The 23,952-nt window shown below is 70.9% G+C and carries 17 protein-coding genes; 12 read left to right on the top strand and 5 right to left on the bottom strand.

Annotated features, from left to right (window positions below):
• Window positions 1–13 precede the first annotated feature (13 nt).
• The gene (locus tag NYZ98_RS19465) at window positions 14–1,273 is read left to right on the top strand and encodes an SAM-dependent methyltransferase (RefSeq protein WP_262844242.1); all 1,260 of its coding nucleotides are present in this window, start codon (window positions 14–16) and stop codon (window positions 1,271–1,273) included.
• A gap of 116 nt (window positions 1,274–1,389) precedes the next feature.
• Here the strand turns inward: NYZ98_RS19465 and NYZ98_RS19460 are convergent, their stop codons facing one another.
• A complete protein-coding gene (locus tag NYZ98_RS19460; RefSeq protein WP_262844241.1) occupies window positions 1,390–2,697 on the bottom strand; it encodes a M14 family zinc carboxypeptidase in 1,308 nt (435 codons plus the stop codon).
• Between the two features lie 131 nt (window positions 2,698–2,828).
• Entirely contained in the window at window positions 2,829–4,382 is a 1,554-nt protein-coding gene (locus tag NYZ98_RS19455) for a long-chain-fatty-acid--CoA ligase (protein ID WP_262844240.1), read from the bottom strand.
• Window positions 4,383–4,537: 155 nt separating this feature from the next.
• On the opposite strand from NYZ98_RS19455, the gene NYZ98_RS19450 reads away from it, so the two are divergent.
• Genes NYZ98_RS19450 through NYZ98_RS19435 form a run of 4 tightly spaced genes read left to right on the top strand, consistent with a single transcriptional unit; the run spans window position 4,538 to window position 9,600 of the window.
• Entirely contained in the window at window positions 4,538–6,082 is a 1,545-nt protein-coding gene (locus NYZ98_RS19450) for a GMC family oxidoreductase (RefSeq protein WP_262844239.1), read from the top strand.
• A 47-nt stretch (window positions 6,083–6,129) separates the two neighbouring features.
• Window positions 6,130–7,389 carry a cytochrome P450 gene (locus NYZ98_RS19445; protein WP_262844238.1) on the top strand — a complete coding sequence of 420 codons (1,260 nt, stop codon included), beginning with the start codon at window positions 6,130–6,132 and terminating at the stop codon, window positions 7,387–7,389.
• Between the two features lie 21 nt (window positions 7,390–7,410).
• Window positions 7,411–8,271 (top strand): alpha/beta fold hydrolase, encoded by an 861-nt coding sequence (locus tag NYZ98_RS19440; RefSeq protein ID WP_262844237.1) that lies wholly within the window; start codon window positions 7,411–7,413, stop codon window positions 8,269–8,271.
• A gap of 48 nt (window positions 8,272–8,319) precedes the next feature.
• On the top strand, window positions 8,320–9,600 hold the full coding sequence (locus NYZ98_RS19435) for a cytochrome P450 (protein WP_262844236.1): 1,281 nt from the start codon (window positions 8,320–8,322) through the stop codon (window positions 9,598–9,600).
• Between the two features lie 51 nt (window positions 9,601–9,651).
• On the opposite strand, the gene NYZ98_RS19430 is transcribed toward NYZ98_RS19435, so the two are convergent.
• The gene (locus NYZ98_RS19430; RefSeq protein ID WP_262844235.1) at window positions 9,652–11,553 is read right to left on the bottom strand and encodes a hypothetical protein; all 1,902 of its coding nucleotides are present in this window, start codon (window positions 11,551–11,553) and stop codon (window positions 9,652–9,654) included.
• Between the two features lie 588 nt (window positions 11,554–12,141).
• On the opposite strand from NYZ98_RS19430, the gene leuS reads away from it, so the two are divergent.
• Window positions 12,142–14,604 (top strand): leucine--tRNA ligase, encoded by a 2,463-nt coding sequence (gene leuS / locus NYZ98_RS19425; RefSeq protein WP_262844234.1) that lies wholly within the window; start codon window positions 12,142–12,144, stop codon window positions 14,602–14,604.
• Window positions 14,605–14,721: 117 nt separating this feature from the next.
• Here leuS and lexA read toward each other — a convergent pair whose 3' ends face one another.
• Window positions 14,722–15,435, bottom strand: coding sequence for a transcriptional repressor LexA (gene lexA, locus NYZ98_RS19420; RefSeq protein WP_262844233.1), 714 nt, complete (start codon window positions 15,433–15,435; stop codon window positions 14,722–14,724).
• Between the two features lie 647 nt (window positions 15,436–16,082).
• On the opposite strand from lexA, the gene nrdR reads away from it, so the two are divergent.
• The 6 genes from nrdR to NYZ98_RS19390 all read left to right on the top strand — a co-directional run bounded on the left by nrdR (window position 16,083) and on the right by NYZ98_RS19390 (window position 22,971).
• Window positions 16,083–16,544, top strand: a complete 462-nt coding sequence (gene nrdR / locus NYZ98_RS19415) for a transcriptional regulator NrdR (protein ID WP_262844232.1) — start codon at window positions 16,083–16,085, stop codon at window positions 16,542–16,544.
• A 130-nt stretch (window positions 16,545–16,674) separates the two neighbouring features.
• A complete protein-coding gene (locus tag NYZ98_RS19410; protein ID WP_262844231.1) occupies window positions 16,675–19,554 on the top strand; it encodes a vitamin B12-dependent ribonucleotide reductase in 2,880 nt (959 codons plus the stop codon).
• A 179-nt stretch (window positions 19,555–19,733) separates the two neighbouring features.
• Window positions 19,734–20,099 (top strand): hypothetical protein, encoded by a 366-nt coding sequence (locus NYZ98_RS19405; protein WP_262844230.1) that lies wholly within the window; start codon window positions 19,734–19,736, stop codon window positions 20,097–20,099.
• Between the two features lie 242 nt (window positions 20,100–20,341).
• Window positions 20,342–20,734, top strand: coding sequence for a VOC family protein (locus NYZ98_RS19400; RefSeq protein ID WP_262844229.1), 393 nt, complete (start codon window positions 20,342–20,344; stop codon window positions 20,732–20,734).
• A gap of 180 nt (window positions 20,735–20,914) precedes the next feature.
• A complete protein-coding gene (locus NYZ98_RS19395; RefSeq protein WP_262844228.1) occupies window positions 20,915–21,487 on the top strand; it encodes a TetR/AcrR family transcriptional regulator in 573 nt (190 codons plus the stop codon).
• Between the two features lie 296 nt (window positions 21,488–21,783).
• Window positions 21,784–22,971 carry a Cmx/CmrA family chloramphenicol efflux MFS transporter gene (locus tag NYZ98_RS19390; RefSeq protein ID WP_262844227.1) on the top strand — a complete coding sequence of 396 codons (1,188 nt, stop codon included), beginning with the start codon at window positions 21,784–21,786 and terminating at the stop codon, window positions 22,969–22,971.
• Here NYZ98_RS19390 and NYZ98_RS19385 read toward each other — a convergent pair.
• Window positions 22,961–23,941, bottom strand: coding sequence for a helix-turn-helix transcriptional regulator (locus tag NYZ98_RS19385; RefSeq protein WP_262844226.1), 981 nt, complete (start codon window positions 23,939–23,941; stop codon window positions 22,961–22,963). The two genes, NYZ98_RS19390 and NYZ98_RS19385, sit on opposite strands and share 11 nt — an antisense overlap.
• Window positions 23,942–23,952: the final 11 nt, after the last annotated feature.

The following is a 23,952-nucleotide window of genomic DNA, read 5'->3' as shown; positions in this document are numbered from 1 at the left end:
GGAGGTTGGTTCGATGACACTCGCCCAGATCTTCGAGAAGATCGTGGGGCCGGAGGCGAACGTCGAGTTCGCCGCCTACGACGGTAGCAAGGCGGGTCCCTCCGAGGCCGCCGTCCGCATCGAGGTGAAGAGCCCGATCGCGGTCGCCTACCTGGCCCAGGCGCCAGGGGAGATGGGGCTCGCGCGGGCCTACATCGCCGGTCATATCGACGTGCAGGGGGACATGTACACCCTGCTGTCGGAGATGGCGCGCGTCACCCTCGACGACCTGCCGGTGAAGGAGAAGATCTCCGTCGCCAGGTCGCTCGGGGTCAAGCCGCTGCTCATGCGCGTTCCTCCACCACCCCAGGAGGTACGGCGGAGCACGCTGGCGAAACTCGGCAGCCGCCACGCCAAGCAGCGTGACGCGGAGGCGATCCACCACCACTACGACGTGTCCAACCGGTTCTACGAGTGGGTGCTCGGCCCGTCGATGGCCTACACCTGCGCCGTGTTCCCTGAGGAGAACTCCTCGCTCGAGGAGGCGCAGTACGCCAAGTTCGACCTGGTCGCCCGCAAACTCGCCCTCGAGCCGGGCATGCGCCTGCTGGACGTCGGGTGCGGCTGGGGCGGCATGGTCATGCACGCCGCCGAGCACTACGGGGTCAAGGCGCTCGGCGTCACGCTGTCGCGGCAGCAGGCCGAATGGGCGCAGAAGGCGATCGCCGAGGCGGGGCTGTCGGAGCTGGCCGAGGTCCGCCACCTCGACTACCGCGACGTCGCCGAAGGCGACTTCGACGCCGTCAGCTCGATCGGCCTCACCGAGCACATCGGCAAGGACCAGCTCCCCGGGTACTTCAAGTTCCTGTACGGGAAGCTGAAGCCCGGCGGGCGGCTGCTCAACCACTGCATCACCCGGCCCACCGGCAAGGAGAGGACGATCAACAAGACCGGTTTCATCAACCGGTACGTCTTCCCCGACGGCGAGCTGGAGTCGGTCGGCGTCCTGGTCCGCGAGATGGAGGACATCGGGTTCGAGATCCGGCACGAGGAGAACCTCCGCGAGCACTACGCGAAGACCCTCGAAGGCTGGTGCGCCAACCTGGACGCCCACTGGGACGAGGCCGTCGCCGAGGTCGGGCAGGGGACGGCGCGGGTCTGGCGGCTGTACATGGCCGGGTGCATCGTCGGCTTCGAGCGCAACAAGGTGCAGCTCCACCAGGTGCTGGGCGTCAAGCTCGGCGCGGACGGGGAGTCGGGCGTCACCCTGCGCCCGTCGATCGACTGGCCCTGACCTCCTGGACGGGCCGGTGAGCCGGCCCTCCCGGACGGGCGTGTGAACCGGCGCCCCGCCTGCCCAGGCGGGGCGCCGGTCGTCGTTCACGGGCGGCGTCGTGGACGGCGCGGCGTTCAGGTCCTGGCGTGCTCGGCGGCGACCAGCGCGGCGGCGAGCTGGACGGCGACCAGGCCGCGCAGCGGGATCGGGCGCCCGCCCGACTCCTCCTCGGCCTCGTCGCACCACCCCTCGAACAGCTCACGCACCCGTGCCCGCTCCCGGCGCACGGCGAGCGTGAGGTTGCCGGCGGCGGCCTCGGCGTCCAGCATCCGGCAGAAGGTCCCGGCGAAGCGCAGCCGGCGCATGTGGAGCGTCTGGCGGTTGCCGAACCGCTCGGCCACCGTCGCCGGCCGGTCGGCGCCGGGCAGCCCCTCCCATTCGTCGCCGAACTTCCGGTAGGTGTCGAACATGTCCTCGGCGGACCGGCGGAACGGCGAGCGCACGGTCAGGTCGCGCCGCACCGCGTCCATGGCCGGGCGCAGGGTGTCGATCAGGTCCCGCTGGGCGGAGAGCCCGGCCTTGAGCACGTCGCCGTACGGCGTGGACGTCGGGGTGGTGTCGGCCACCCGGGCGTCGGCCCAGTACGGCAGCTCGGTGATCAGGTGGAGGGCGCCGAACCGGGCCGCGTAGTCCGCGCTGCCGCCCCCGGCGCCGAAGATCTCGGCCTGGCGGGCCCCGCCCGGGCTGCGGTACACGGCCGGGGCGATCAGCGTGGCGCCGGGCAGCTCAGGTTCGCCGTGGTGCAGCGGGATGCCCTCCAGGCCGGGCAGTTCGGTGAGCCGGGCCGCCAGGACGGTGTCGTCGCGGTTGATGTAGTAGTAGGCGCCGCTGTACTCCCCGTTGTGCAGGGAGTACACGAAGGCGGGCCGCACCTCGTCCATGACCCCGATCAGCGCCTCGGTCTCGGGCAGGGTCCTGTCGAAGGTGTAGCCGTCGCCGGTCAGCGGGAACGTCCACTCCACCTGGTCGGCCCAGGCGGGCCGGTAGAAGTGCCTGGCGTACCGGCGGCGGTCGCCGGGCGCGGCGTACCAGCCCTCGTTGAGGCGGGCCCCGTCGGGGTCCACGCAGGGGATCAGGTGCCAGCGGTAGCCGAGCTCCTCCCGCAGCCCGGCGTCCTCGCAGAGCCGCCACGCGAGCTGGCCGGCCGTCAGCGAGCCGATCGGCTCGTTGGGGTGCGGGCCGCCGATGACCAGGGCGTCGCGGGGGCCGTCCCCGACGGTGAGCACGCGGAGCGGCTCGCCGAGCCGGGAGGTGCCGATGCGGCGCAACCGGACCAGACCGGGGTGGCGCGCGGCGATCTCGTCCAGTTCGGCGTGCATCTCGTCCACGCTGGGGAACCTGTCGAAGTCCGGGATCCGCCGCATCTGCTCGCGGACGTCCATGCCATCGCCTCCAGAGATCGCCGAACCGGCCTCCTCGTAGGTTTGCCCCCATTAGGGGGGAATTCATGGCATAGATGATGTGGACTCGCGCGCCGGGGTCCGGCGGTCGACGCCCAGGGGTCCTGCCGGGGTCAGCGCAGCTCGCGCTTGAGGATCTTGCCGCTCGCGGTCATCGGGAAGGACTCACGGAACTCCACCAGGCGCGGGTACTTGTAGGCCGCCATGTTGTCCCTGCCCCACGCCACCAGGGCCTCCTCGGTGAGGTCCGCCCCCGCCCTCGGGATGACGAACGCCTTGATCTCCTCGCCGTGCGACTCGTGCGGGACCCCGACGACGGCGGCCAGCGAGACCGCCGGGTGGGTCATCAGGACCTCCTCCAGCTCGCGCGGGTAGACGTTGAACCCGCCACGGATGATCATGTCCTTGGCCCGGTCGATGACGAAGTAGAAGCCGCCCGCGTCCCGGGTGGCGATGTCGCCGGTGCGGAACCAGCCGTCGCGCATGACCTCCGCGGTGGCCTCGGGCCGGTTGAGGTAGCCCTTCATCACGTTGTGGCCCCGGATCGCGATCTCGCCGGGCTCCTCGCCCTCGATGTCGTTCCACTCCGCGTCCACGAGCCGCATCTCCACGCCCCACACGGGCGTGCCGATCGACCCCGCCTTGGCGCCCCCGCCCGCCCGGTTGAAGCTCGCCACCGGCGAGGTCTCCGACAGGCCGTACCCCTCCAGCACCGGCACGCTGAAGGTCTTCTCGAAGTCCTTGAGCACCTCGACGGGCAGCGACGCGCCGCCGGAGACCGCCGTCCGCACGCTGATCGGCACCTCGGCGCCGCCGGCGTGGATCGTGGTGAGCATGGCCCAGTACATCGTCGGGACGCCCGCGAACAGCGTGACCCCCTCGTCCCGCATCAGGGACAGCGCGGCGGCCGGCTCGAAGCGCGGCACCAGCACCAGGCTCGCCCTGCGCCGGAACCCGGCGTTCATGATGACGGTCTGGCCGAAGGAGTGGAACAGCGGCAGCGCCGCGAGGAAGACGTCCTCGCCCGCGACCTCGAACATCTCGTCGGAGACGATGGCGTTCATCAGCATGTTCTGGTGGCTCAGCTCGGCGCCCTTGGGCTGCCCGGTGGTGCCGCTGGTGTAGAGGATGACCGCCGTGTCGTCCGGCGCGGTCGCCACGGTCTCGAACCGGCCGGAGTGGCCCTCCAGGGCCTTCCACAGGGTCGGCACGCCCTCGATGCCGGACTCGGTGCCGAATGGGAGGGTGGGCAGCATGAAGAAGTCGTCCGCGTGCGGCTCGCCCGCCGGGATCACCTCGCGGAACCCCGCGTGACCGCGCGCGCCGAGCGGCAGTTCGGGGGTGCCCTCGAAGCAGAACAGCGCCTTGGCCTCGGAGTCGCGCAGGTGGTAGGCGATCTCCCGCGCCTGGAGCAGGACGTTGAGCGGGACGACGGTGGCGCCGGCCTTCAGGATGCCGAAGTAGATGAACGGGAAATAAGGGATGTTCGGGCAGGCAAGGGCCACCTTGTCGCCCTTGCCGATCCCCCGGGAGACCAGCAGGTTGGCCACCTGGTTGGCCAGGGTGTCGATCAGCGAGTACGGCATCCGCACGTCCCCGAGCACCACGGCCGTGCGGTCGGGGTGCTCACGGGCGCTGTCCTCCAGGACGACCGACAGATTGAGCATGGATGTCCTCCTCGCTGGGCGGTCGAGGCCGCGACCCCGCCTGTTGCTGGCGTCATCCTGGCAGCAGATAGCTACTAATCGGTAACGAGCGTGGACGTAGCGCCAGAACCGGCGTAAGTACGTGAAGGGCTGCTTACCATCCCTCGGAGGCGTCAATGGAATACGACTACATCATCGTCGGGGCCGGTTCGGCGGGCTGCGTCCTCGCCAACCGGCTGTCGGCGGACCCTTCGGTGCGGGTGGCCCTGCTGGAGGCGGGCGGCCCTGACCGCAAGACGGAGATCAGGATCCCGGCCGCCTTCTCCAAGCTGTTCAAGACGCCGTACGACTGGAACTACAGCACGGCCAAGCAGGCCGAGATGTCCGGGCGCGAGCTGTACTGGCCGCGCGGGAAGACCCTCGGCGGCTCCTCCTCCATCAACGCCCAGATGTGGGTGCGCGGGCACCGCGCCGACTACGACGGCTGGGACCTGCCGGGGTGGTCCTACGACGAGGTCCTGCCGTACTTCCAGCGCGCCGAGCGGCGGTCCGGCTCCAACCGGGGCGAGGTGTACGGGACCGACGGCCCGATCCACATCTCGGAGCTGCGCAGCCCCAACGTGACGACCCTGGCCTTCCTGCGCGCGTGCGAGGAGATCGGGCTCACCCGGCTGGACGAGCTCAACGGCCCCTCCAACGAGGGCTTCTCCCCGACCCCGGTCACCCAGGACCGCGGCCGGCGGTGGAGCGCCGCCGACGCCTACCTGCGGCCCGCGACGCGCCGCCCCAACCTGACCGTGCTCACCGGCGCGCAGGTCCGCAGGATCGTGCTGGACCAGGACGGGCGGGCCACCGGCGTGGAGTACGGCGAGGGGCTGCGGGTGACGGCGACCAGGGAGGTGATCCTTTCCGCGGGCGCGATCGGGTCGCCGCACCTGCTGATCCTCTCGGGCATCGGCCACCCCGACGACCTGCGGGCGGCGGGCGTCGAGCCGAGGCACGAGCTGCCCGGCGTCGGGCGCAACCTCATGGACCACCTGGCCTCGGCGGTCATCCTCGCGTGCCCCGAGCCGGTGACCCTCGCGCGGGCCGAGTCGGCCGGCAACCTGGCTCGCTACCTGCTGGGCCGCAGCGGCATGCTGACCTCCAACGTGGGCGAGGCGGTCGCGTTCATCAGGACCTCCGCCGAGGAGCCCGCCCCCGACATCGAGCTGCTGTTCGCGCCGGTGGCGTTCGCCGACCACGGGCTGACCCCGCCGTCCGGGCACGGGCTGACCATCGGCGTCGTGCTGCTCCAGCCGGAGAGCCGGGGCCGTATCACGGTGGCCGACGGCGAGCCGGTGATCGACCCCTGCTACCTCACCGCCCCCGCCGACGCGCGCCGCCTGGTCGCCGGGCTGCGCAGGGCCAGGGAGGTGTTCGCCTCGGAGGCGCTCCGGCCGTACGCGGGCGGGCCCATGGCGCCCTACGGCGGCGAGGAGACCGACGAGGAGCTCACCCGGTTCGTGCACGAGCACAGCGAGACGCTGTACCACCCGGCCGGCACGTGCAAGATGGGCGTCGGCGACGACGCGGTGGTGGATCCGTCCCTCAGGGTCGTCGGGGTGCCAGGGCTGCGGGTGGTGGACGCGTCGGTGATGCCCATGCTCAACCGGGGACACACCCACGCGCCGACCATCATGATCGCCGAAAGGGCGGCCGATCTCATCCGGGCCTCTTGACGTAAGTGGTCACTTTCTCAAACGATGGACCCGGAGGTGCGTCAGGGATGACAGTAGGCGTGTCCGACATCGATCTCTCCGACATCCCCTTCTGGGGGCTGCCGCACGACCGCCGCGACGACGCCTTCCGGCGGCTGCGCGAGCTCGACCGGCCGGTCTTCACCAAGGAGAACAAGGTCCCCTTCATCGGCAGCGGGCCGGGCTACTACGCGCTGGTGCGGCACGCCGACGTGTCCGAGGCCTCACGCAACGCGGGCGTCTTCAGCAGCGAGCCGACGTCCAACAGCATCCCGGACATGCCGAGGTGGCTGGCGGTCTACTTCGGTTCGATGATCAACATGGACGACCCCCGGCACGCCAGGCTGCGCAGGATCGTCTCGCGCGCCTTCACCCCGAAGATCCTGCGCAAGATGGAGGAGGACGTCGCCAGGGCGGCCCGGGAGATCGTCGACCGGGCGGTCTCCGAGGGGCAGGGCGACTTCGTCCCGCAGATCGCCGCGCGGCTCCCCGTGCAGGTCATCTGCGACATGATGGGCATTCCGCCGACACATCACGACATGGTGCTGCGGAACACGAACATCATCCTCGGCAACGCCGACGCCGAGTACACCGGCATCCGGCCCGACATCACCCGGTGGAACGTCGCCAAGGGCCTGGTGAAGCTCCTCGGCGCCGGGCACGAGCTCAGCGGCCTGGCCCGGCGGCTCGGCCGCGAACGGCGGGGCGAGCCCAGCGGCGACCTCACCAGCATGCTGGTCAACGGCGACGAGCACCTCACCCCGCAGGAGCTCGGGTCGTTCTTCATCCTTCTGGTCGTCGCGGGCAGCGAGACGACGCGCAACGCCATCTCCCACGGGCTGAAGCTGTTCACCGACCACCCCGAGCAGCGGGAGCTGCTGCTCGGCGACTTCGAGACCCACATCCCCGGCGCGGTCGAGGAGATCATCCGCTACTCCACGCCGGTGATCCAGTTCCGCCGCACGCTCACCCAGGACCACGAGATGAACGGCCAGGAGTACCGCAAGGGCGACAAGGTGCTGCTCTTCTACAACTCGGCCAACCGCGACGAGGCGGTGTTCACCGACCCCGGCGCCTTCGACATCACCCGCGGCCCGAACCCGCACGTCGGCTTCGGCGGCCCCGGCCCGCACTACTGCCTCGGCGCCCACCTCGCCAGGCGCGAGATCACCGTGATGTTCCGCGAGCTGTTCACCCGCCTGCCCGCCATCCGCTCGACCGGCGAGCCCGACTACCTGCTGTCGAACTTCATCAACGGCATCAAGCACATGGGCTACGCGACGAGCTAGCGCCCGCACGGGAGGGGACGCATGGACGAGATCAGGACCGTCGAGGCGAACGGCGTCGAGTTCGGCTACCTGTCCATGGGCTCGGGGCCGCTCGCGCTGTGCCTGCACGGGTTCCCCGACTCCGCCCACACCTGGCGGCACCTGCTCCCGGAACTGGCCGAGCGCGGCTACCACGCCGTCGCGCCGTTCATGCGGGGCTACGCGCCGACGGGCGTCCCCGCCGACGGCGCCTATGAGGGCGGGGCGCTGGTCGCCGACGTCGTGGCCCTGCACGAGGCACTCGGCGGCGGCTCCGACGCGGTGGTCATCGGCCACGACTGGGGCGCGCTGCCGGTGTACGGGGCCACCGCCTTCGCCCCCGGCCGGTGGCGGAAGGCCGTCGCCATGGCGATGCCGCCCCTGGCGGCCATGCTGGGGACCTTCTTCCAGTACGACCAGCTCAAGCGGTCGTTCTACATCTTCCTCTTCCAGACCGGGCTCGCCGAGGTCGCGGCCACCTCCGACGGCTTCTTCGAGGGCCTGTGGCGCGACTGGTCGCCCGGCTACGCGGCCGGGCAGGACGTCGCCCACGTCAAGGACTGCCTGCGCGACCCCGCCAACCTCGCCGCCGCGATCGGCTACTACCGGGCCATGCTCGGCACGACGCCCCCGACCGGCCGCTACGAGCGCGAGCAGGCGGCGGCCGGCGGCGTCGCCGGGCGGCCGGTGCTGTACCTGCACGGGCTGGACGACGGCTGCCTCGGCGCCGAGCTGGTGAAGGACGCGGGCGCCCACCTCCCGGAGGGCTCACGGGTCGAGTACGTCGCGGGGGCGGGGCACTTCCTGCAGCTCGAACGGCCCCGCGAGGTCAACGACCTCGTCCTCGGCTGGCTCGACGCCTGACCCGTGTCCCGTTTGACGTAAGTGACCGCTTTTCTCAATCATGGAAGCATGACTGTGGAAACACCCCAGGAGCGCGCGCCCATCACCTCCTACGACCAGATCGACCTGTCGGACTGGGATTTCTGGGCGCGGCCCCTGGCCGAGCGTGAGCACGCGTTCGACCTGCTGCGTGAGCGGGACACGCCCGTCTTCTTCGCCGAGCCCGAGCTGTCCTTCGCGCCGAGGGGCGACGGATACCACGCGATCGTCAGGCATGCCGACATCATCGAGATCAGCCGCAACCCTGATGTCTTCTCCTCGGGGGAGGGCGGCGCGACCAACATCGCCGACATGCCGGCCGAGTTCGCCGAGTACTTCGGGTCGATGATCAACATGGACGACCCCCGGCACGCGCGCCTGCGGCGGATCGTGTCCCGGGCCTTCACCCCGAAGATGATTCAGAAGTTCGAGGAGGACGTGCAGACCGCCGCCGTCGGCATCGTCGACGACCTGCTGGAGACCGGCCCGGGGTGCGACTTCGTGACCGAGGTGGCGGCCCGGCTGCCCCTGAAGATCATCTGCGACATGATGGGCATCCCGGAGAAGGACTACCGCTTCGTCTTCGACCGGTCGAACATCATCCTCGGCGCCTCCGACCCCGAGTACGTCCCCGGCGGCGACATGGACAACGTCGTGTCGGCCATGCTCAACGCCGGGCTGGAGCTCCAGCAGCTCGTCCAGGACCTCGCCGCCCACCGCACGGAGAACCCGACGGGCGACCTGACGTCCGCGCTGGTCAGCGCCAACATCGACGGGGAACGGCTCACTTTGCAGGAGCTCGGGTCGTTCTTCATCCTGCTGGTCGTGGCGGGCAACGAGACCACGCGCAACGCCATCTCCCAGGGCCTGCTCCTGCTCACCCGCAACCCCGGCGAGAAGGCCCGGTGGCTGGCCGACATCGAGGGCCGCGCGCCCAAGGCGGTCGAGGAGATCGTCCGCCTGGCCGCGCCGGTCAACTACATGCGCCGCAAGGTCACCCGGGACTTCGAGATGAACGGCACCCACTACAAGAAGGGCGAGAAGACCGTCCTGTACTACTGGGCGGCCAACCGCGACGGCGCCGTCTTCGCCGACCCGTACCGCTTCGACATCACCCGCGACCCGAACCCGCACCTGGGGTTCGGCGGGCCGGGCCCGCACTTCTGCCTGGGCGCCCACCTGGCCAGGCGCGAGATCACGGTGATGTTCCGCGAACTGCTCCAGCGGGTGCCGGAGATCGAGGCGGGCCGGCCGAAGAGGCTGTTCTCCAGCTTCATCAACGGCGTCAAGCACCTGCCCTGCGACTTCTAGCCGATCTTCCAGCGGATCGGCCCGTACCGCCCCGCCGCGCGGCCCGCCCGGTCAGGAGGCCGGGGCGGTGGGGCGGATCGAGGAGAACACGGTGTTGATGTCGGGCAGGAGCGCCTTCTTGCTGTCCGGCACCGACATGTAGACGATCACCGGCAGGTCGGCGCCGGTGCTCACCGCGCCCACCACCAGCGTGGTCTTGGCCGTCCCCGTGAGGATCTGGTACGCCACCACGCGCGCGGGACGGCCGCCGGCCGACAGGCGCTGCTCGGCGGTCTTCACCACCTTGTTGCCGTCGGGGAAGAACTTGTTGCGCGCCGCGAAGGCCACCGAGCTGATCACCGGGGCGAGCTTGTCCGGGGCGGCCGAGGAGTACTTGGTTGCCAGGTTCTGGGCGAGCGGGCCGGTCATCACCTGGGCGAACTGCGGGGTGCCCGCGGTGTCGCTGCCCGCCGCGACGTACTGGCGGGTCTCGAAGCCGTAGGTGGTACGCACGTGCTGGGACCGCAGGTCGAGCTGCCACGGGCCGCCGAGCCGGGCCAGGCTGATGGACGACGCCTTGTCGGTCAGCGTCCCGGCGCGCGGCGAGGCGGTGCCGGTGTACTTCGGGAGCCGGCTGGCGGACTGCGACTTGGTCGTGCCGGTGCCGGCCTTGCCGGTCGAGGTGGACTTCGGCGTGCTCTTGGCACCGCCGTCGCCGCCCGCCGCGGTCTCCTCGGCCGCCGGGCGGAGCGGGCCCGCGAGGAACGCCCACAGCAGGGCCGCGAGCAGGGCGACCACCACCGAGGCGATCAGGGCGAACAGCCAGACCCGCTTGCCGTGCCCGGCCTCCTCGCCCTCCTCGCCGATCGCCTCGTAGTTGTCGCCGAAGACGGTGTTCCACAGCTCCTGCTGGCGCTCGGGCGGCGGCGTCTTCGGACCGCTGATCTGACCGGCGGTGACGAACGGCTTGTAGGGGTCGGCGGGCTCGTTCGAGGGCCCCACCGAGCGTCGCGCCCGGCGCCCGGGGGAGGCCTGCTGCTCGGACGGCCCCATCTGGCCGGGCCCCATCTGGCCTGGCCGCTGCTGGCCGGGTTGCTGTTGGCCGGGTTGCCCCATCGGACCGGGCTGTCCCGGCTGGCCGGGCTGCTGCCCCGGCTGACCGGGTTGCGCCTGCGGGCCGGGCGGGGCCTGGCGTGCCGGAGCCGCCATGTGGGCGGACACCCGGACGGTCGTCTCGGTGCCGGGCGGGACGTAGGCGGGCGCGGCGCCCTCCTGGAACTGGTGGGGCTGCGCCGGGGCCTCGGGGAACTGCCTGCCGTCGGCCTGCCGGCGCACCGCGTCCTGCGGGAACTGCTGCGGGCCGGTCGCCGGCGGCTGCTGCGGGAACCCGCCGGGGCCCGTCACGGGAGGCTGTTGCCGCTGGTTCTGGGGCCCGGTCGTCGGGCCGTGCTGGGAGAACCGCTGCGGTCCCGAGGAGGGCGGCTGCTGCGGGCCGGTGGCCTGCGGGGTGTACGGCTGGGGAGCGTAGTGCGGCCCGGTGGGCTGGGGGCCGGACTGCGGACCGGCGTACGAGCCGCCGGACTGCGGGCCCGTGTCAGGGCCGCCGGACTGGGGTCCCGTGGTCGGGCCGCTGTGCTGGGGGCCGGTGGGCGCGCCCGGCTGCGGGGCGTAGTGCTGCGGGCCGGCCGGGGACGGCTGCGAGGTGTACTGCTGCGGGCCCGTCGGCTGCGGCGTGTAGTGCTGAGGTCCGGTTCCACCGGGCTGCGGGCCGGTCGGCTGCGGGGCGAACGGGGACGCGGGAGAGGCGGCCGGCGGCGGGAACGAGGTCGGCGCGGCCTGCTGGGGGGCGTACTGCTGCGCGGGGTCCAGCGAGGCGACCGGCGCGTACTGCTGGGTGGAGTCCCAGGACGACTGCGGGTCGGCGGCGGCGCGGCTGCCGTACGGGAGCGGCTCGAAGACCGAGGCGGCCCCCACCCCCGGGGGGGGGGGCGGGGGGGGTGGCGGAGGGGGCATTTCCGGCCATGCGGGGGGGTTCTCCGGCCACGCGGGAGGTCGCGTGGACCGGTTGTCGTACTCAGGGGCCATCGCTGGCGAACCTCCCGACATCATGCCCGGATTGGGGGTGCTCGGCATGATCTCATGCGAAGCGGGGGGGTCCGCAGGAGAATAGGAGAAAGCCCCGCGGAACTGCAAGCCGGTCGGATCGGTCGGCGGGTCCTGCATGGGCAGGCCCTCCTCCGCGAAATCCTGGCCGCGTTCCTCTTCAGACGAGTTCACCACGGCGAAAGAGTAATCTAAAGGGACATACGAGGTCACAACGGATCTATCACCATCGGATGGCAAGATGGCCGTTTTTCCCGGCCCACCAGGGGAGCGGGGGAAACGAGACGAAGACCGATTGTCCCCTGCGCTACCCTTGGGCTATGCGTGGCAGCACCCTGCTTCTTAGCGGGCCGCGTCGACTGAGCTGAGACAGCGGTCGACGCGGCTGCCCCTCGTGCACACGGGGGGTTTCTTTATTGGTCGAGCCATCCGCGCTGAGCCAACCGAGGGACATGGGCCGTGAGTGACGAGCAGTACGATCCGCAGGCGCTGCAGGCGAAATGGCAGCCGCGGTGGGAGGAACTGGACCCCTTCCGGGCGGTCGAGGACGCCGGGGACGAGCGTCCCCGCAGGTACATGCTCGACATGTTCCCCTACCCTTCCGGTGACCTCCACATGGGTCACGGCGAGGTCTTCGCGATCGCCGACGTCGTCGCCCGCTACTGGTTCCAGCGCGGGTACAACGTGCTGCACCCCATCGGCTGGGACTCCTTCGGCCTGCCCGCGGAGAACGCCGCGATCAAGCGGAACGCGCACCCCGCCGAGTGGACCTACGCCAACATCGAGACCCAGGCCACCTCCTTCAAGAGGTACGCGATCTCCTTCGACTGGTCGCGGCGCCTGCACACCAGCGACCCGGAGTACTACCGCTGGAACCAGTGGCTGTTCAACCGCTTCTTCGAGCGCGGCCTGGCCTACCGCAAGGGCGGCCTGGTCAACTGGTGCCCGAAGGACCAGACCGTGCTGGCGAACGAGCAGGTCGTCGCCGGCCGGTGTGAGCGCTGCGGGTCCGAGGTCATCCGGCGTGAGCTGACCCAGTGGTACTTCAAGATCACTGACTACGCCGACCGGCTGCTGGACGACATGGCGCGGCTGGAGGGCGGCTGGCCCGACCGCGTGCTGACCATGCAGCGCAACTGGATCGGCCGGTCCGAGGGCGCCGACGTCCGGTTCGAGATCGAGGGCCGCGACGAGCCGGTCACGGTCTACACCACCCGCCCCGACACCCTGTACGGCGCGACGTTCTTCGTGGTCGCCGTCGACGCGCCGCTGGCCGAGGAGATCTGCGACCCCGAGCGGTTCTCGGACTTCGAGGCCTACCGCGCCGAGGTCGCCAAGCTGAGCGACATCGAGCGGCTGTCCACCGACAAGGACAAGACCGGCGTCTTCCTGGGCCGGTACGCCGTGAACCCGGTGAACGGCGAGCGCATCCCGGTCTGGGCCGCCGACTACGTCCTGTCCGACTACGGGCACGGCGCGATCATGGCCGTGCCCGCGCACGACCAGCGCGACCTGGACTTCGCCATGAAGTTCGAGCTGCCCGTGCGGGTGGTCCTGCACACCGGGATGGCCGACCCCGGGGAGACCGGCGTCGCCACCGCCGGCGAGGGCACCATGGTCAACTCCGGTCCGCTGGACGGCCTGACCAAGGCCGAGGCCATCCCCCGGATCATCGGCATCCTGGCGGAGCGCGGCACGGGCGCCGGCGCCGTCAACTACCGGCTGCGCGACTGGCTGCTGTCCCGCCAGCGGTTCTGGGGCACCCCGATCCCGATCATCCACTGCGCCGACTGCGGAGAGGTCCCCGTCCCGGACGACCAGCTGCCGGTGACGCTGCCCGACCTGCGCGGCGAGGCGCTGTCCCCGAAGGGCGTCTCGCCCCTGGCGAGCGCGACCGAGTGGGTCAACGTCGCGTGCCCCAAGTGCGATGGCCCCGCCAAGCGGGACACCGACACGATGGACACCTTCGTCGACTCCTCGTGGTACTTCCTGCGTTACTGCTCGCCGGGCTTCGAGGACGGCGCGTTCGACGTCGACAAGGTCAGGCTGTGGGGGCCGATCGACCAGTACGTCGGCGGCGTGGAGCACGCCGTGCTCCACCTGCTGTACTCCCGGTTCTTCACCAAGGTCCTGCACGACATGGGCATGGTCGACTTCACCGAGCCGTTCGAGCGGCTGCTGAACCAGGGCCAGGTGATCAACCAGGGCAAGTCCATGTCCAAGTCGCTGGGCAACGGCGTCGACCTGGGCGAGCAGATCGACGCGTTCGGCGTCGACGCGGTCCGCCTGACCATGGTCTTCGCGGGTCCGCCCGAGGACGACATCGACTGGGCGGACGTGTCCGCCGCGGCCTCGCAGAAGTTCCTGGCCCGGGCCTTCCGCGTCATGGCGGAGGCCGGCGCGGCGTCGGCCCCCGGCGTGGACACCGCGACCGGCGACCTGGAGCTGCGCAAGGTCGTCCACCGCACGATCGACGAGGTCACCCGGCTGGTCGACTCCTACCGCTTCAACGTGGCGGTCGCCCGCATGATGGAGCTGACCTCGGCGGCACGCAAGGCCATCGACTCCGGTCCCGGCGCGGCCGACCCGGCCGTGCGCGAGGCCGCGGAGACGCTGGCCGTCATGCTGTCGCTGGTCGCGCCGTACGTGGCCGAGGAGGGCTGGGAGCGGCTGGGGCAGCCGCCGTCGGTGGCCCGGGCGGGCTGGCCGGTGGCCGAGCCGTCGCTGCTGGTGCAGGAGTCGGTCACCTGCGTCGTGCAGGTGGCGGGCAAGGTGCGGGACCGCCTGGAGGTGTCCCCGTCGATCACCGCGCAGGAACTGGAGGAGCTGGCCCTGGCCTCCGAGAAGGTCCGCTTCCACCTGGACGGCACCCCCCGCAAGGTCATCGTCCGCGCCCCCAAGCTCGTCAACATCGTCCCCTGACCTGTTGATAGCGGTACCGCTATCAACAGGTCAGGCGGGACCCGTGATCGGGCCGGAATCAGAACCGCCTGAGCGCTCACCGGGGTGGGCGCTCAGGCGGGACGGGCGGTGTGGGGGTCAGAGCTTGCGCAGGACCGCCACGACCTTGCCGAGCACGGTGGCCTCGTCGCCGGGGATCGGGTCGTAGTTGGCGTTGTGCGGGACCAGCCAGACGTGGCCGTCCTTGCGCTTGAACGTCTTCACCGTGGCCTCGCCGTCGATCATGGCCGCGACGATGTCGCCGTTGTCGGCCACCGGCTGCTGGCGCACGACGACCCAGTCGCCGTCGGCGATGGCGGCCTCGATCATCGAGTCACCGGCGACCTGGAGCAGGAAGAGCGTGCCCTCGCCGACCAGCTGCTTGGGCAGGGCGAAGACGTCCTCGACGCGCTCCTCGGCCAGGATGGGACCACCGGCGGCGATGCGCCCGACCAGCGGGACGAACGTGGCCGTAGGGCGGCTGATCAGCTGCTCCTCCTCGCCGGGCCCGACCGGGTCGACCCACAGGGCCGGCTCGCCGGGCAGGCGGACCTCCAGCGCGCGCGGCCGGTGCGGGTCGCGGCGCAGGTAGCCCTTGCGCTGCAGGGCGGTCAGCTGGTGGGAGACGCTGGAGGTGCTGGTGAGCTGGACGGCCTCGCCGATCTCTCGCATGGAGGGCGGATAACCGCGCTGCTGCACCGAATCGCGGATCACCTCAAGGATCTTGCGCTGCCGTGGGGTCAGGCCCAGGGAGTCGCGCCGGCGCACCGCCAGATCGCTCACGACCGTGCCGACCTCGTCCTGCTCGCTCATATGCTCCTCCTCGCCGGGCGCCCGTGAGGCGCTCCGTCACGCCGTGCCCGCCCGGCCGGCTCCCGGTCTGTATTCCTGATGTCGCACACAGCGACAATAGCTCCGTTCAAGATCGTCATCAAACAGTTGTTCGAGACTCACCGTAATGTCGGACCGTCCGGTGAAGGACATCGTACGGGAGTTCGATCGATATCGTGTTCGACTTTCTGATCTTATGCCTGAGGGACGCCGGAAGTCGATCACGCGAGCGATCCGGCATGTGGACGGCCGCCCCGCCCGGCGGCGGCGGCGCGGGCCGGCGGGCCGCGACACGCCGGGCGAGGTCCGTTCGCCCTGATGGGCGGCCGGTTTCAGTAGGGGACCCCTTGCCGACTTGCGTTCATGGTGCGGCCCTCCTACGGTTAGAGACCACAACATCTAGTAGTTACACCGATGTGGGCTCACCATAGGTTGTGTTTCCGTCACCGCACTGGGGAAGACCGCAGTGCGTGCGTACGCCTATTCCCGTTTAGTTGGGAAGGGCGAAAAGCGCGTGGAATGCGAAACATATGGCGGCATTTTCCCCTGGGGTCGGCGCCCCGGGGACCTCGGCATTCGAGGGCGCGCCGGCGTAACTCCTGGGAGCCGCGAGAAAAGGGAGGCGACGCGTGCATTGCCCATTCTGTCGTCATCCGGACACGCGGGTCATCGACAGCCGTTCCACCGAAGACGGCGCGGCGATCCGCCGCCGGCGCACCTGCCCTGAGTGCGGGCGCCGGTTCACCACCCAGGAGACCGTCCTGCTGATGGTGAGCAAGCGCAGCGGGGTGACCGAGGCGTTCTCGCGGGACAAGGTGATCGCCGGCGTGCGCCGTGCCTGCCAGGGCCGGCCCGTCAGCGAGGACTCGCTGGCGCAGCTCGGCCAGCGCGTCGAGGAGAGCATCCGGGCGACCGGTTCGGCGGAGATCCCGGCCCACCAGGTGGGGCTGGCGATCCTCGGGCCGCTGCGCGAGCTGGACGAGGTGGCCTACCTGCGCTTCGCCTCGGTGTACCGCGGCTTCGAGACCCTCGCCGACTTCGAAGAGGAGATCGAGCAGCTACGGGCGGCGCGGGCCGTCAAAGAAGACTGAACGGACAGCGAACACCCGGCGGGCCCGAGCAGGCCAGGGGCCGTGCCGGGCCCCGGCGCCGGGGATGCGAACGGCGCTTTGAAGTGTTTCGGACACAAGGGCTCCTTGGAGCCCCGGAAGGGGGAGGACCATGACGGAGACGGTGAGTGGCTCAGTGGGGCGCGGGGGCAAAAGGCCCCACAAAGGCCTGAAGATGAAGCGCATCCACACCACGCCCGGCGTGCACCCGTACGACCTGGTGCGCTGGGAGCATCGTGACGTCGTCATGACGAACTGGCGGGACGGCTCGGTCAACTTCGAGCAGCGCGGCGTCGAGTTCCCCGACTCCTGGTCGGTCAACGCGGCCAACATCGTGACCACCAAGTACTTCCGCGGCGCCGTCGGCACGCCGCAGCGCGAGGTGAGCCTGCGGCAGCTCGTCGACCGGGTGGTCGGCGTGTACACCCGCACGGGCCGCGAGAACGGCTATTTCGCCTCCGAGGAGGACGCCGAGATCTTCGACCACGAGCTGAAGCACGCCCTGATCCACCAGGTGTTCAGCTTCAACTCGCCGGTCTGGTTCAACGTCGGCACCGCCTCGCCCCAGCAGGTGTCCGCGTGCTTCATCCTCGCGGTGGACGACCAGATGGAGTCCATCCTCGAGTGGTACAAGGAAGAGGGCGTGATCTTCAAGGGCGGCTCCGGCTCCGGGGTCAACCTGTCGCGCATCCGCTCCAGCAAGGAGCTGCTGTCGAGCGGCGGCACGGCCAGCGGCCCGGTGTCGTTCATGCGCGGCGCCGACGCCTCGGCCGGCACGATCAAGTCGGGCGGCGCGACCCGCCGGGCCGCCAAGATGGTCGTCCTGGACGTCGACCACCCCGACATCGAGGAGTTCATCGAGACCAAGGCGCGCGAGGAGGACAAGATCCGCGCGCTGCGCGACGCCGGGTTCGACATGGACCTCGGCGGCAGGGACATCGTCTCGGTGCAGTACCAGAACGCCAACAACTCCGTCCGGGTCTCCGACGAGTTCATGCGCGCCGTCGAGTCGGACGCCAAGTTCGGCCTCCGGGCACGGCTGACCGGCGAGGTGATCGAGGAGATCGACGCCCGGTCGCTGTTCCGCAAGATGTCCACGGCCGCCTGGGAGTGCGCCGACCCCGGCGTCCAGTACGACGACACGATCAACGACTGGCACACCTGCCCGGAGTCCGGCCGGATCACCGCCTCCAACCCGTGCTCGGAGTACGTCCACCTGGACAACTCCTCGTGCAACCTCGCCAGCATCAACCTGATGAAGTTTCTGCGCGACGACGACACCTTCGACGTCGAGGGCTTCGTCCGGCTCACCGAGCTGATCATCACCGCGATGGACATCTCGATCACCTTCGCCGACTTCCCGACCCCGAAGATCGCCGAGACCACGCGCGCATTCCGCCAGCTCGGCATCGGCTACGCCAACCTCGGTGCGCTGCTGATGGCCACCGGCCACGCCTACGACTCCGACGGCGGCCGGTCGGTCGCGGCGGCCATCACCAGCCTGATGACCGGCGTCTCCTACCGCCGCAGCGCCGAGCTGGCCGCGATCGTCGGGCCCTACGACGGCTACAAGCGCAACGCCGAGCCGCACAAGCGGGTGATGCGCAAGCACGCCGCCGCCGGCGACGACCTGCGGCCCAACGACTCCCTCGACCGGCCGATCCTGTCGGAGGCGACCAAGCAGTGGCAGGAGTGCCTGCGCCTCGGTGAGAAGCACGGCTACCGCAACGCGCAGGCCTCGCTGCTCGCCCCGACCGGCACCATCGGCCTGATGATGGACTGCGACACCACCGGCATCGAGCCCGACCTGGCCCTGGTGAAGTTCAAGAAGCTCGTCGGCGGCGGGTCGATGCAGATCGTCAACCAGACCATCCCGAGGGCGCTCAGGCAGCTCGGCTACCAGCCCGAGCAGGTCGAGGCCATCGTCGAGTACATCGCCGAGCACGGTCACGTCATGGCGGCCCCCGGGCTGCGGCCCGAGCACTACGAGGTGTTCGACTGCGCCATGGGCGAGCGGGCCATCGCCCCGATGGGGCACGTCCGCATGATGGCGGCCACCCAGCCGTTCCTGTCGGGCGCCATCTCCAAGACGGTCAACCTGCCCGAGTCGGCCGCCGTCGAGGACATCGAGCAGGTGTACCTCGAAGGCTGGAAGCTCGGCCTGAAGGCCCTCGCGGTCTACCGCGACAACTGCAAGGTCGGGCAGCCGCTGTCGATCTCCAAGCGCACCGAGGAGAAGGCGACGGCGCCGGTCGTCCAGGTCGTCGAGGTGCCCAAGCCCAAGCGCCGGCGCCTGCCGAACCAGCGGCCGAGCACCACGACACGCTTCACCGTGGGCGGCGCCAAGGGGTACATGACGGCGTCGTCCTACCCCGACGACGGCCTCGGCGAGGTCTTCCTGAAGATGTCCAAGCAGGGCTCGACCCTGGCCGGCGTCATGGACGCCTTCTCGGTCGCGATCTCCGTGGGCCTGCAGTACGGGGTCCCGCTGGACACCTTCGTCAGCAAGTTCGTGAACATGCGGTTCGAGCCGGCCGGCATGACCGACGACCCGGACGTCCGCATGGCCGCCTCGGTGGTGGACTACATCTTCCGCCGCCTGGCCCTGGACCACCTGCCGTACGACGAGCGGGCGGCCCTCGGCGTCTTCTCGGCGGCCGAGCGGGCGGCGCAGCAGCGCGGCGAGAACCCGGGGGCGCCGCAGGAGGTCATCATCGACACCGCGGCGCTCGCCCAGTCCGCCCCGATCGAGGACAAGTCCGAGGACAAGCCCGAGAAGCGGTCCTCGGGGAACACCGTGGAGACGCCCGCCGCCGGCGTGCCGTCCGCCCCGGTGGTCTCCTCGCGGCCGAACGGCTCCGCGGCGGCCCTGGAAAGCCACGAGGGCCGCACGGCCGACGCCCCGCTCTGCATGACCTGCGGCACCAAGATGCGGCCCGCCGGCAGCTGCTACGTCTGCGAGGGCTGCGGCAGCACCAGCGGCTGCAGCTGATCTCGGGCACGGCCCGCGTCGGACGGCCGGGCCGGCCGTCCGACGCGGAGGGCCGGCCCGCTTCGGCCTGACTCGACCGCCCCTGGTTTCCGCGCCGGAACCGGGGGCAGTCGCGTTCGTCGCGGCCGCCTTCGCCTGGCGGCCGGCACGACGAACGCCCGGCCCTGTAGGGGGCAGACGTGCGTCGCGGCACCGGACCGCTGTCGATGCGCTCAGTCAGACCACGTACGACATCGGCTTCCGGAGGTCGCGACGCGCATCCGCCCCGGAAAGAGGTGTTGATCATTTCGAATAATCCTCGTCAGACCGGTGAGAAGGCCGCTTCGGACGCGGCCAAGACGCTGAACCGCGAGAACGCGACCGACGCGGAGAAGTCCGCCGCGGGCAGCGCGCTGTCCCAGGCACCCGAGAGCACCGGCCAGACCGGTGCGAAGGCCGCCTCGGACGCGGGCAAGACGCTGGCCGGCAAGAGGGAGACCGACGCGGAGAAGTCCGCCGCCGGTAGCGCACTGTCGCAGACGCCATCCCACTCTGAGAAGAAGTGAGGCGTGGCTGCCCGGGCCCCGAACCCGGGCAGCCGCCCAGCGTCGTTTCTCCGGCGCCCAGCGTCTCCAGGACGTCGCGTCTCCAGGACGTCGCGTCTCCCGCACGTCGCGTCTCGGCATCGAGCGGGTCCCGGGGGTTCACGGATTCCGTCGAACAGGATTTCGAATGGCGGTACGCTTCCTGAGGCGGCGGAATCGTGTTCGTCGCCCCAGTGGTGTTCGCGGATCGGAGAGTGCTCAATATGAAGGCCGACCTCTATTTCGTCGGGCTCGTCGTGGCCGACATGGCCAAGTCGCTGGGGTTCTACCGGCTGCTGGGGGTGGAACTGCCGCCGGAGGCCGACGCGGAGGCGCACGTCGAGACGGTGCTCCCCGGCGGGGCGCGCCTGGCCTGGGACACGGTGGACACGATCCGCTCGTTCGACCCTGAGTGGCAGCCCCCGTCCGGCGGGCACCGCGTCGCGCTGGCGTTCCGGCTCGACAGCCCCGCGGACGTGGACGCCGCCTACGCCGAGCTGCTCTCGGCCGGCCACCACGGGCACAAGGAGCCGTGGGACGCGTTCTGGGGCCAGCGGTACGCCATCGTCCACGACCCGGACGGCAACTCCGTGGACCTGTTCGCCCCGAACGCCTGACGCCGCGGACGCACGATCGCTCGGGCTCCGGAGTGTCGGCTTCCGGAGCCCGGGATGATCAGCCTCGGGCTCTGGAGGGGGTCCGCCGTCGACGGTCGCCGCCCGGGTGAGAAGGGCTCGGGAAGGGCGAATTGGGGCGGGGTATTGCACTGATCGGTCCAAAATGGATACGGTCGAGGAGTGGCGAGACCGAGGAAGTTCGACGAGGAGTGGGCGGTCGGCGCGGCGATGCGCGCGTTCTGGGCCGAGGGCTACGAGGCGACCTCGACGCAGGACCTGTGCGAGGCGACCGGCCTTGGGCGCAGCAGCATCTACAACACGTTCAAGAGCAAGCGTGACCTGTTCGGCCAGGCGCTGCGCCGCTACGTCGAGGAGATGACCGGCCGGCAGGTCGAGATACTGGAAGGGCCGCTGCCCGTCCGGGAGAAGATCCGCACGATCCTGGTCCAGGTGGTCGACGATGAGTGCGGCGAGCGGCGTGGGTGCCTCGTGGTCAACGCGAGCCTGGAACTGGGCCACCGCGACCAGGATGTGGCCGCCACGCTCAAGAGCGACTACGACCGCCAGGTCGAGGCGATCAGGGCCGCCATCGAGTCGGGCAAGCTCGACGGCGACATCCCGCCGGACCGCGACGCCCTGGCCCTCGCGCACTTCGTCCACGCCACGGCCGGCGGCCTCCGCATCGCCGCCCGCGGCGGCGCCGACCGCCCCGCCCTCGAAGCGGTCGTCACCACCGCCCTGTCCGCCTTCTAGCCCTCCCCCTGACGTGACGAGCCCCGCGCCACCCCGGCCACCCTCTCGTCGTTCCTCCGGCCCGATGGAGCCGGCCGCCCCGCCCTGGAAGCGGTCGTCACCACCGCCCTGTCCGCCTTCTGACCCTTCCCCCGATGCGACGAGCCCCACCCCACCCCGGCCACCGCCTCGTCGTTCCTCCGGCCCGACGGAGCTCTCATCGCACTTCTGGTCCTGCTCTGGTGGGGCGGTCTTTCGCTTGGCCGGGTGATTTGTCCTTTTGTTTTGTACTGGTTGATCCAAATTGGGAGAGTGTCGTGCCCCTCGCCGTCTATCTTCTGGGATTGGCGATCTTCGCCCAGGGGACCTCGGAGTTCATGCTCTCGGGGCTGCTCCCTGAGATCGCCGCCGATCTCGGGATCACCATTCCCGACGCCGGACTGCTGATCTCGGCGTTCGCCGTCGGCATGCTGGTGGGTGCCCCCGTGCTCGCGATCGTCACCCTTCGATGGCCACGGCGTACGTCCCTGCTCACGTTCACCGCGGTCTTCATCGCCGCGCACGTCGTGGGCGCGCTGACGGCCAGCTACGGCGTCCTGCTGGCGACCAGGATCGTGGCGGCCTTCGCCTACGCGGGGTTCTGGGCCGTGGCGGCCGTCGCGACGGTGAGCATGGTCGCTCCAGGCGCGCGCGGCAAGGCCATGGCGATCGTCACCGGCGGCCTCACCATCGCCACGATCCTCGGTGTCCCGGCGGGGACGTTCATCGGCCAGCACCTCGGCTGGCGGGCCGCCTTCTGGGCCGTGGCCGCGATGTCCGCCCTCGCGGCGATCGGCATCCCCGCCACCATCCGAGGGGGACGCCCGGCGGCGGAGTCCATGCCCCGCCTGCGCCGCGAGCTGCGGACCATGGCCGAACCCCGCCTCTGGCTGGCCTACGGCGTGGCCGCGCTGTCGGCGTGCAGCGTGATCGTCATCTTCAGCTATCTCGGCACGCTGCTGACCGCCACCACCGGACTCCCCGAGGGCTGGGTGCCCGTCGTGCTCGCGCTGTTCGGCGTGGGCTCGCTGACCGGCATCATCCTCGGCAGCCGGTTCGGCGACACGCGGCCCTTCGCCGCGCTGTACGCCGGGACGGCGGGCATCGTCGCCGTCTCGGTCCTGCTGGCCCTGACCGCGACCAGCGTGGCACCCGTGGCCGTGCTGGTCTTCCTGCTCGGCGGCTTCGGCTTCTTCGTCAACCCCGCGCTGAACGTCCGCATCTACGCCATCGCCGGCGAGGCCAGGACGATCGCCGGCGCCACGGCCACCTCGGCGTTCAACGTCGGCGTCGTCCTGGCGCCCTGGCTCGGCGGGCTGACCATCGCCGCGGGATTCGGCTACCCGTCCGTCGCCTGGGCCGGGGCCGCGATCGGCGTGGTGACCCTGGGCGCCATCGCCCTCGCCTCCGCGCTGCACCGCGCACCCGCACCCCGCGCGTCCGAGGGACAACCCGTCACGTCGTAAGCCCCGCCGAGGGCGCGCGAAAGCCGGTCGCGCGGTGGTAGCGGGCGGCCAGGTGGCGGAGGTGGTCGATCAGTTCGGGGGGCCCGGTGACCTCGAAGTCGGCGTCCAGCATCCCCAGGTACACCGCCAGCATGTGCGGGGTGTCCGACCCGACGTCGATCACGCAGCTGCCCTCGCCGAGCGCCTCCACCACCACGGGCGGCGGCAGCCGCGGCGCGATGGCCTCGGCGGGCGCGTGCACGGTCACCCGGGCCCGGCACCTCCACGGCGCGGCCCCGAGCCCCCTGGACACGTACGCCGCGACGTCGCCGCCCGGGTCCTCGCGCGGGGTGAAGCGCGGGCCGTTCGGCGTGCGCGGGCGGATCCGGTCGGCACGGAAGGTGCGCCAGTCGTCGCGCTCGCGGTCCCAGGCGACCAGGTACCAGCGGCCCCGCGCGTGGACGAGGCGGTGCGGTTCGACGACGCGGACGCCGGTGGTGCCGTGGTGGTCCTGGTAGTCGAAGCGGAGCCCCTCGTGGGCGCGCGCCGCCGCGGCGAGGGTCATCAGCACCTCCGGGTCCACGGCCGGCCCGGAGCCGGGGACCGCGACCGTGTACCGCTGCAGCGTGGTGACCCGGTGGCGCAGCCGCGACGGCAGCACCTGTTCGAGCTTGGCGAGCGCCCGCAGGGAGGACTCCTCGATGCCGGAGACGGTCCCGGCCGCCGCCGTGCCCAGCCCGATGGCCACGGCCACCGCTTCATCGTCGTCCAGCAGGAGCGGCGGCAGGGACGCGCCCGCGCCGAGCCGGTACCCGCCGCCCGCGCCCGGGGTGGCGTGGACCGGGTAACCCAGCTCGCGCAGGCGCTCCACGTCGTTGCGTATCGTCCGGGTCGTCACGCCGAGCCGTTCGGAGAGCTGCGGTCCCGACCAGTCGCGCGGCATCTGCAACAGGGACAGCAGGCGGAGCATCCGGGCCGAGGTTTCCAGCATGCCGTCATTCT

Source organism: Sphaerisporangium corydalis (assembly GCF_025506355.1).
Taxonomy (GTDB): domain Bacteria; phylum Actinomycetota; class Actinomycetes; order Streptosporangiales; family Streptosporangiaceae; genus Sphaerisporangium; species Sphaerisporangium corydalis.
The sequence above is the reverse complement of the archived record's forward strand: the minus strand, read 5'-3'. Positions and strand labels throughout refer to the sequence as shown.

Bases quoted from the DNA above. Each gene is read 5' to 3' on its own strand.
- NYZ98_RS19465 (WP_262844242.1), top strand. From the start codon at position 14: ATGACACTCGCCCAGATCTTCGAGAAGATCGTGGGGCCGGAGGCGAAC.
- NYZ98_RS19460 (WP_262844241.1), bottom strand. From the start codon at position 2,697: ATGGACGTCCGCGAGCAGATGCGGCGGATCCCGGACTTCGACAGGTTC.
- NYZ98_RS19455 (WP_262844240.1), bottom strand. From the start codon at position 4,382: ATGCTCAATCTGTCGGTCGTCCTGGAGGACAGCGCCCGTGAGCACCCC.
- NYZ98_RS19450 (WP_262844239.1), top strand. From the start codon at position 4,538: ATGGAATACGACTACATCATCGTCGGGGCCGGTTCGGCGGGCTGCGTC.
- NYZ98_RS19445 (WP_262844238.1), top strand. From the start codon at position 6,130: ATGACAGTAGGCGTGTCCGACATCGATCTCTCCGACATCCCCTTCTGG.
- NYZ98_RS19440 (WP_262844237.1), top strand. From the start codon at position 7,411: ATGGACGAGATCAGGACCGTCGAGGCGAACGGCGTCGAGTTCGGCTAC.
- NYZ98_RS19435 (WP_262844236.1), top strand. From the start codon at position 8,320: ATGACTGTGGAAACACCCCAGGAGCGCGCGCCCATCACCTCCTACGAC.
- lexA (WP_262844233.1), bottom strand. From the start codon at position 15,435: ATGAGCGAGCAGGACGAGGTCGGCACGGTCGTGAGCGATCTGGCGGTG.
- NYZ98_RS19410 (WP_262844231.1), top strand. From the start codon at position 16,675: ATGACGGAGACGGTGAGTGGCTCAGTGGGGCGCGGGGGCAAAAGGCCC.
- NYZ98_RS19400 (WP_262844229.1), top strand. From the start codon at position 20,342: ATGAAGGCCGACCTCTATTTCGTCGGGCTCGTCGTGGCCGACATGGCC.
- NYZ98_RS19385 (WP_262844226.1), bottom strand. From the start codon at position 23,941: ATGCTGGAAACCTCGGCCCGGATGCTCCGCCTGCTGTCCCTGTTGCAG.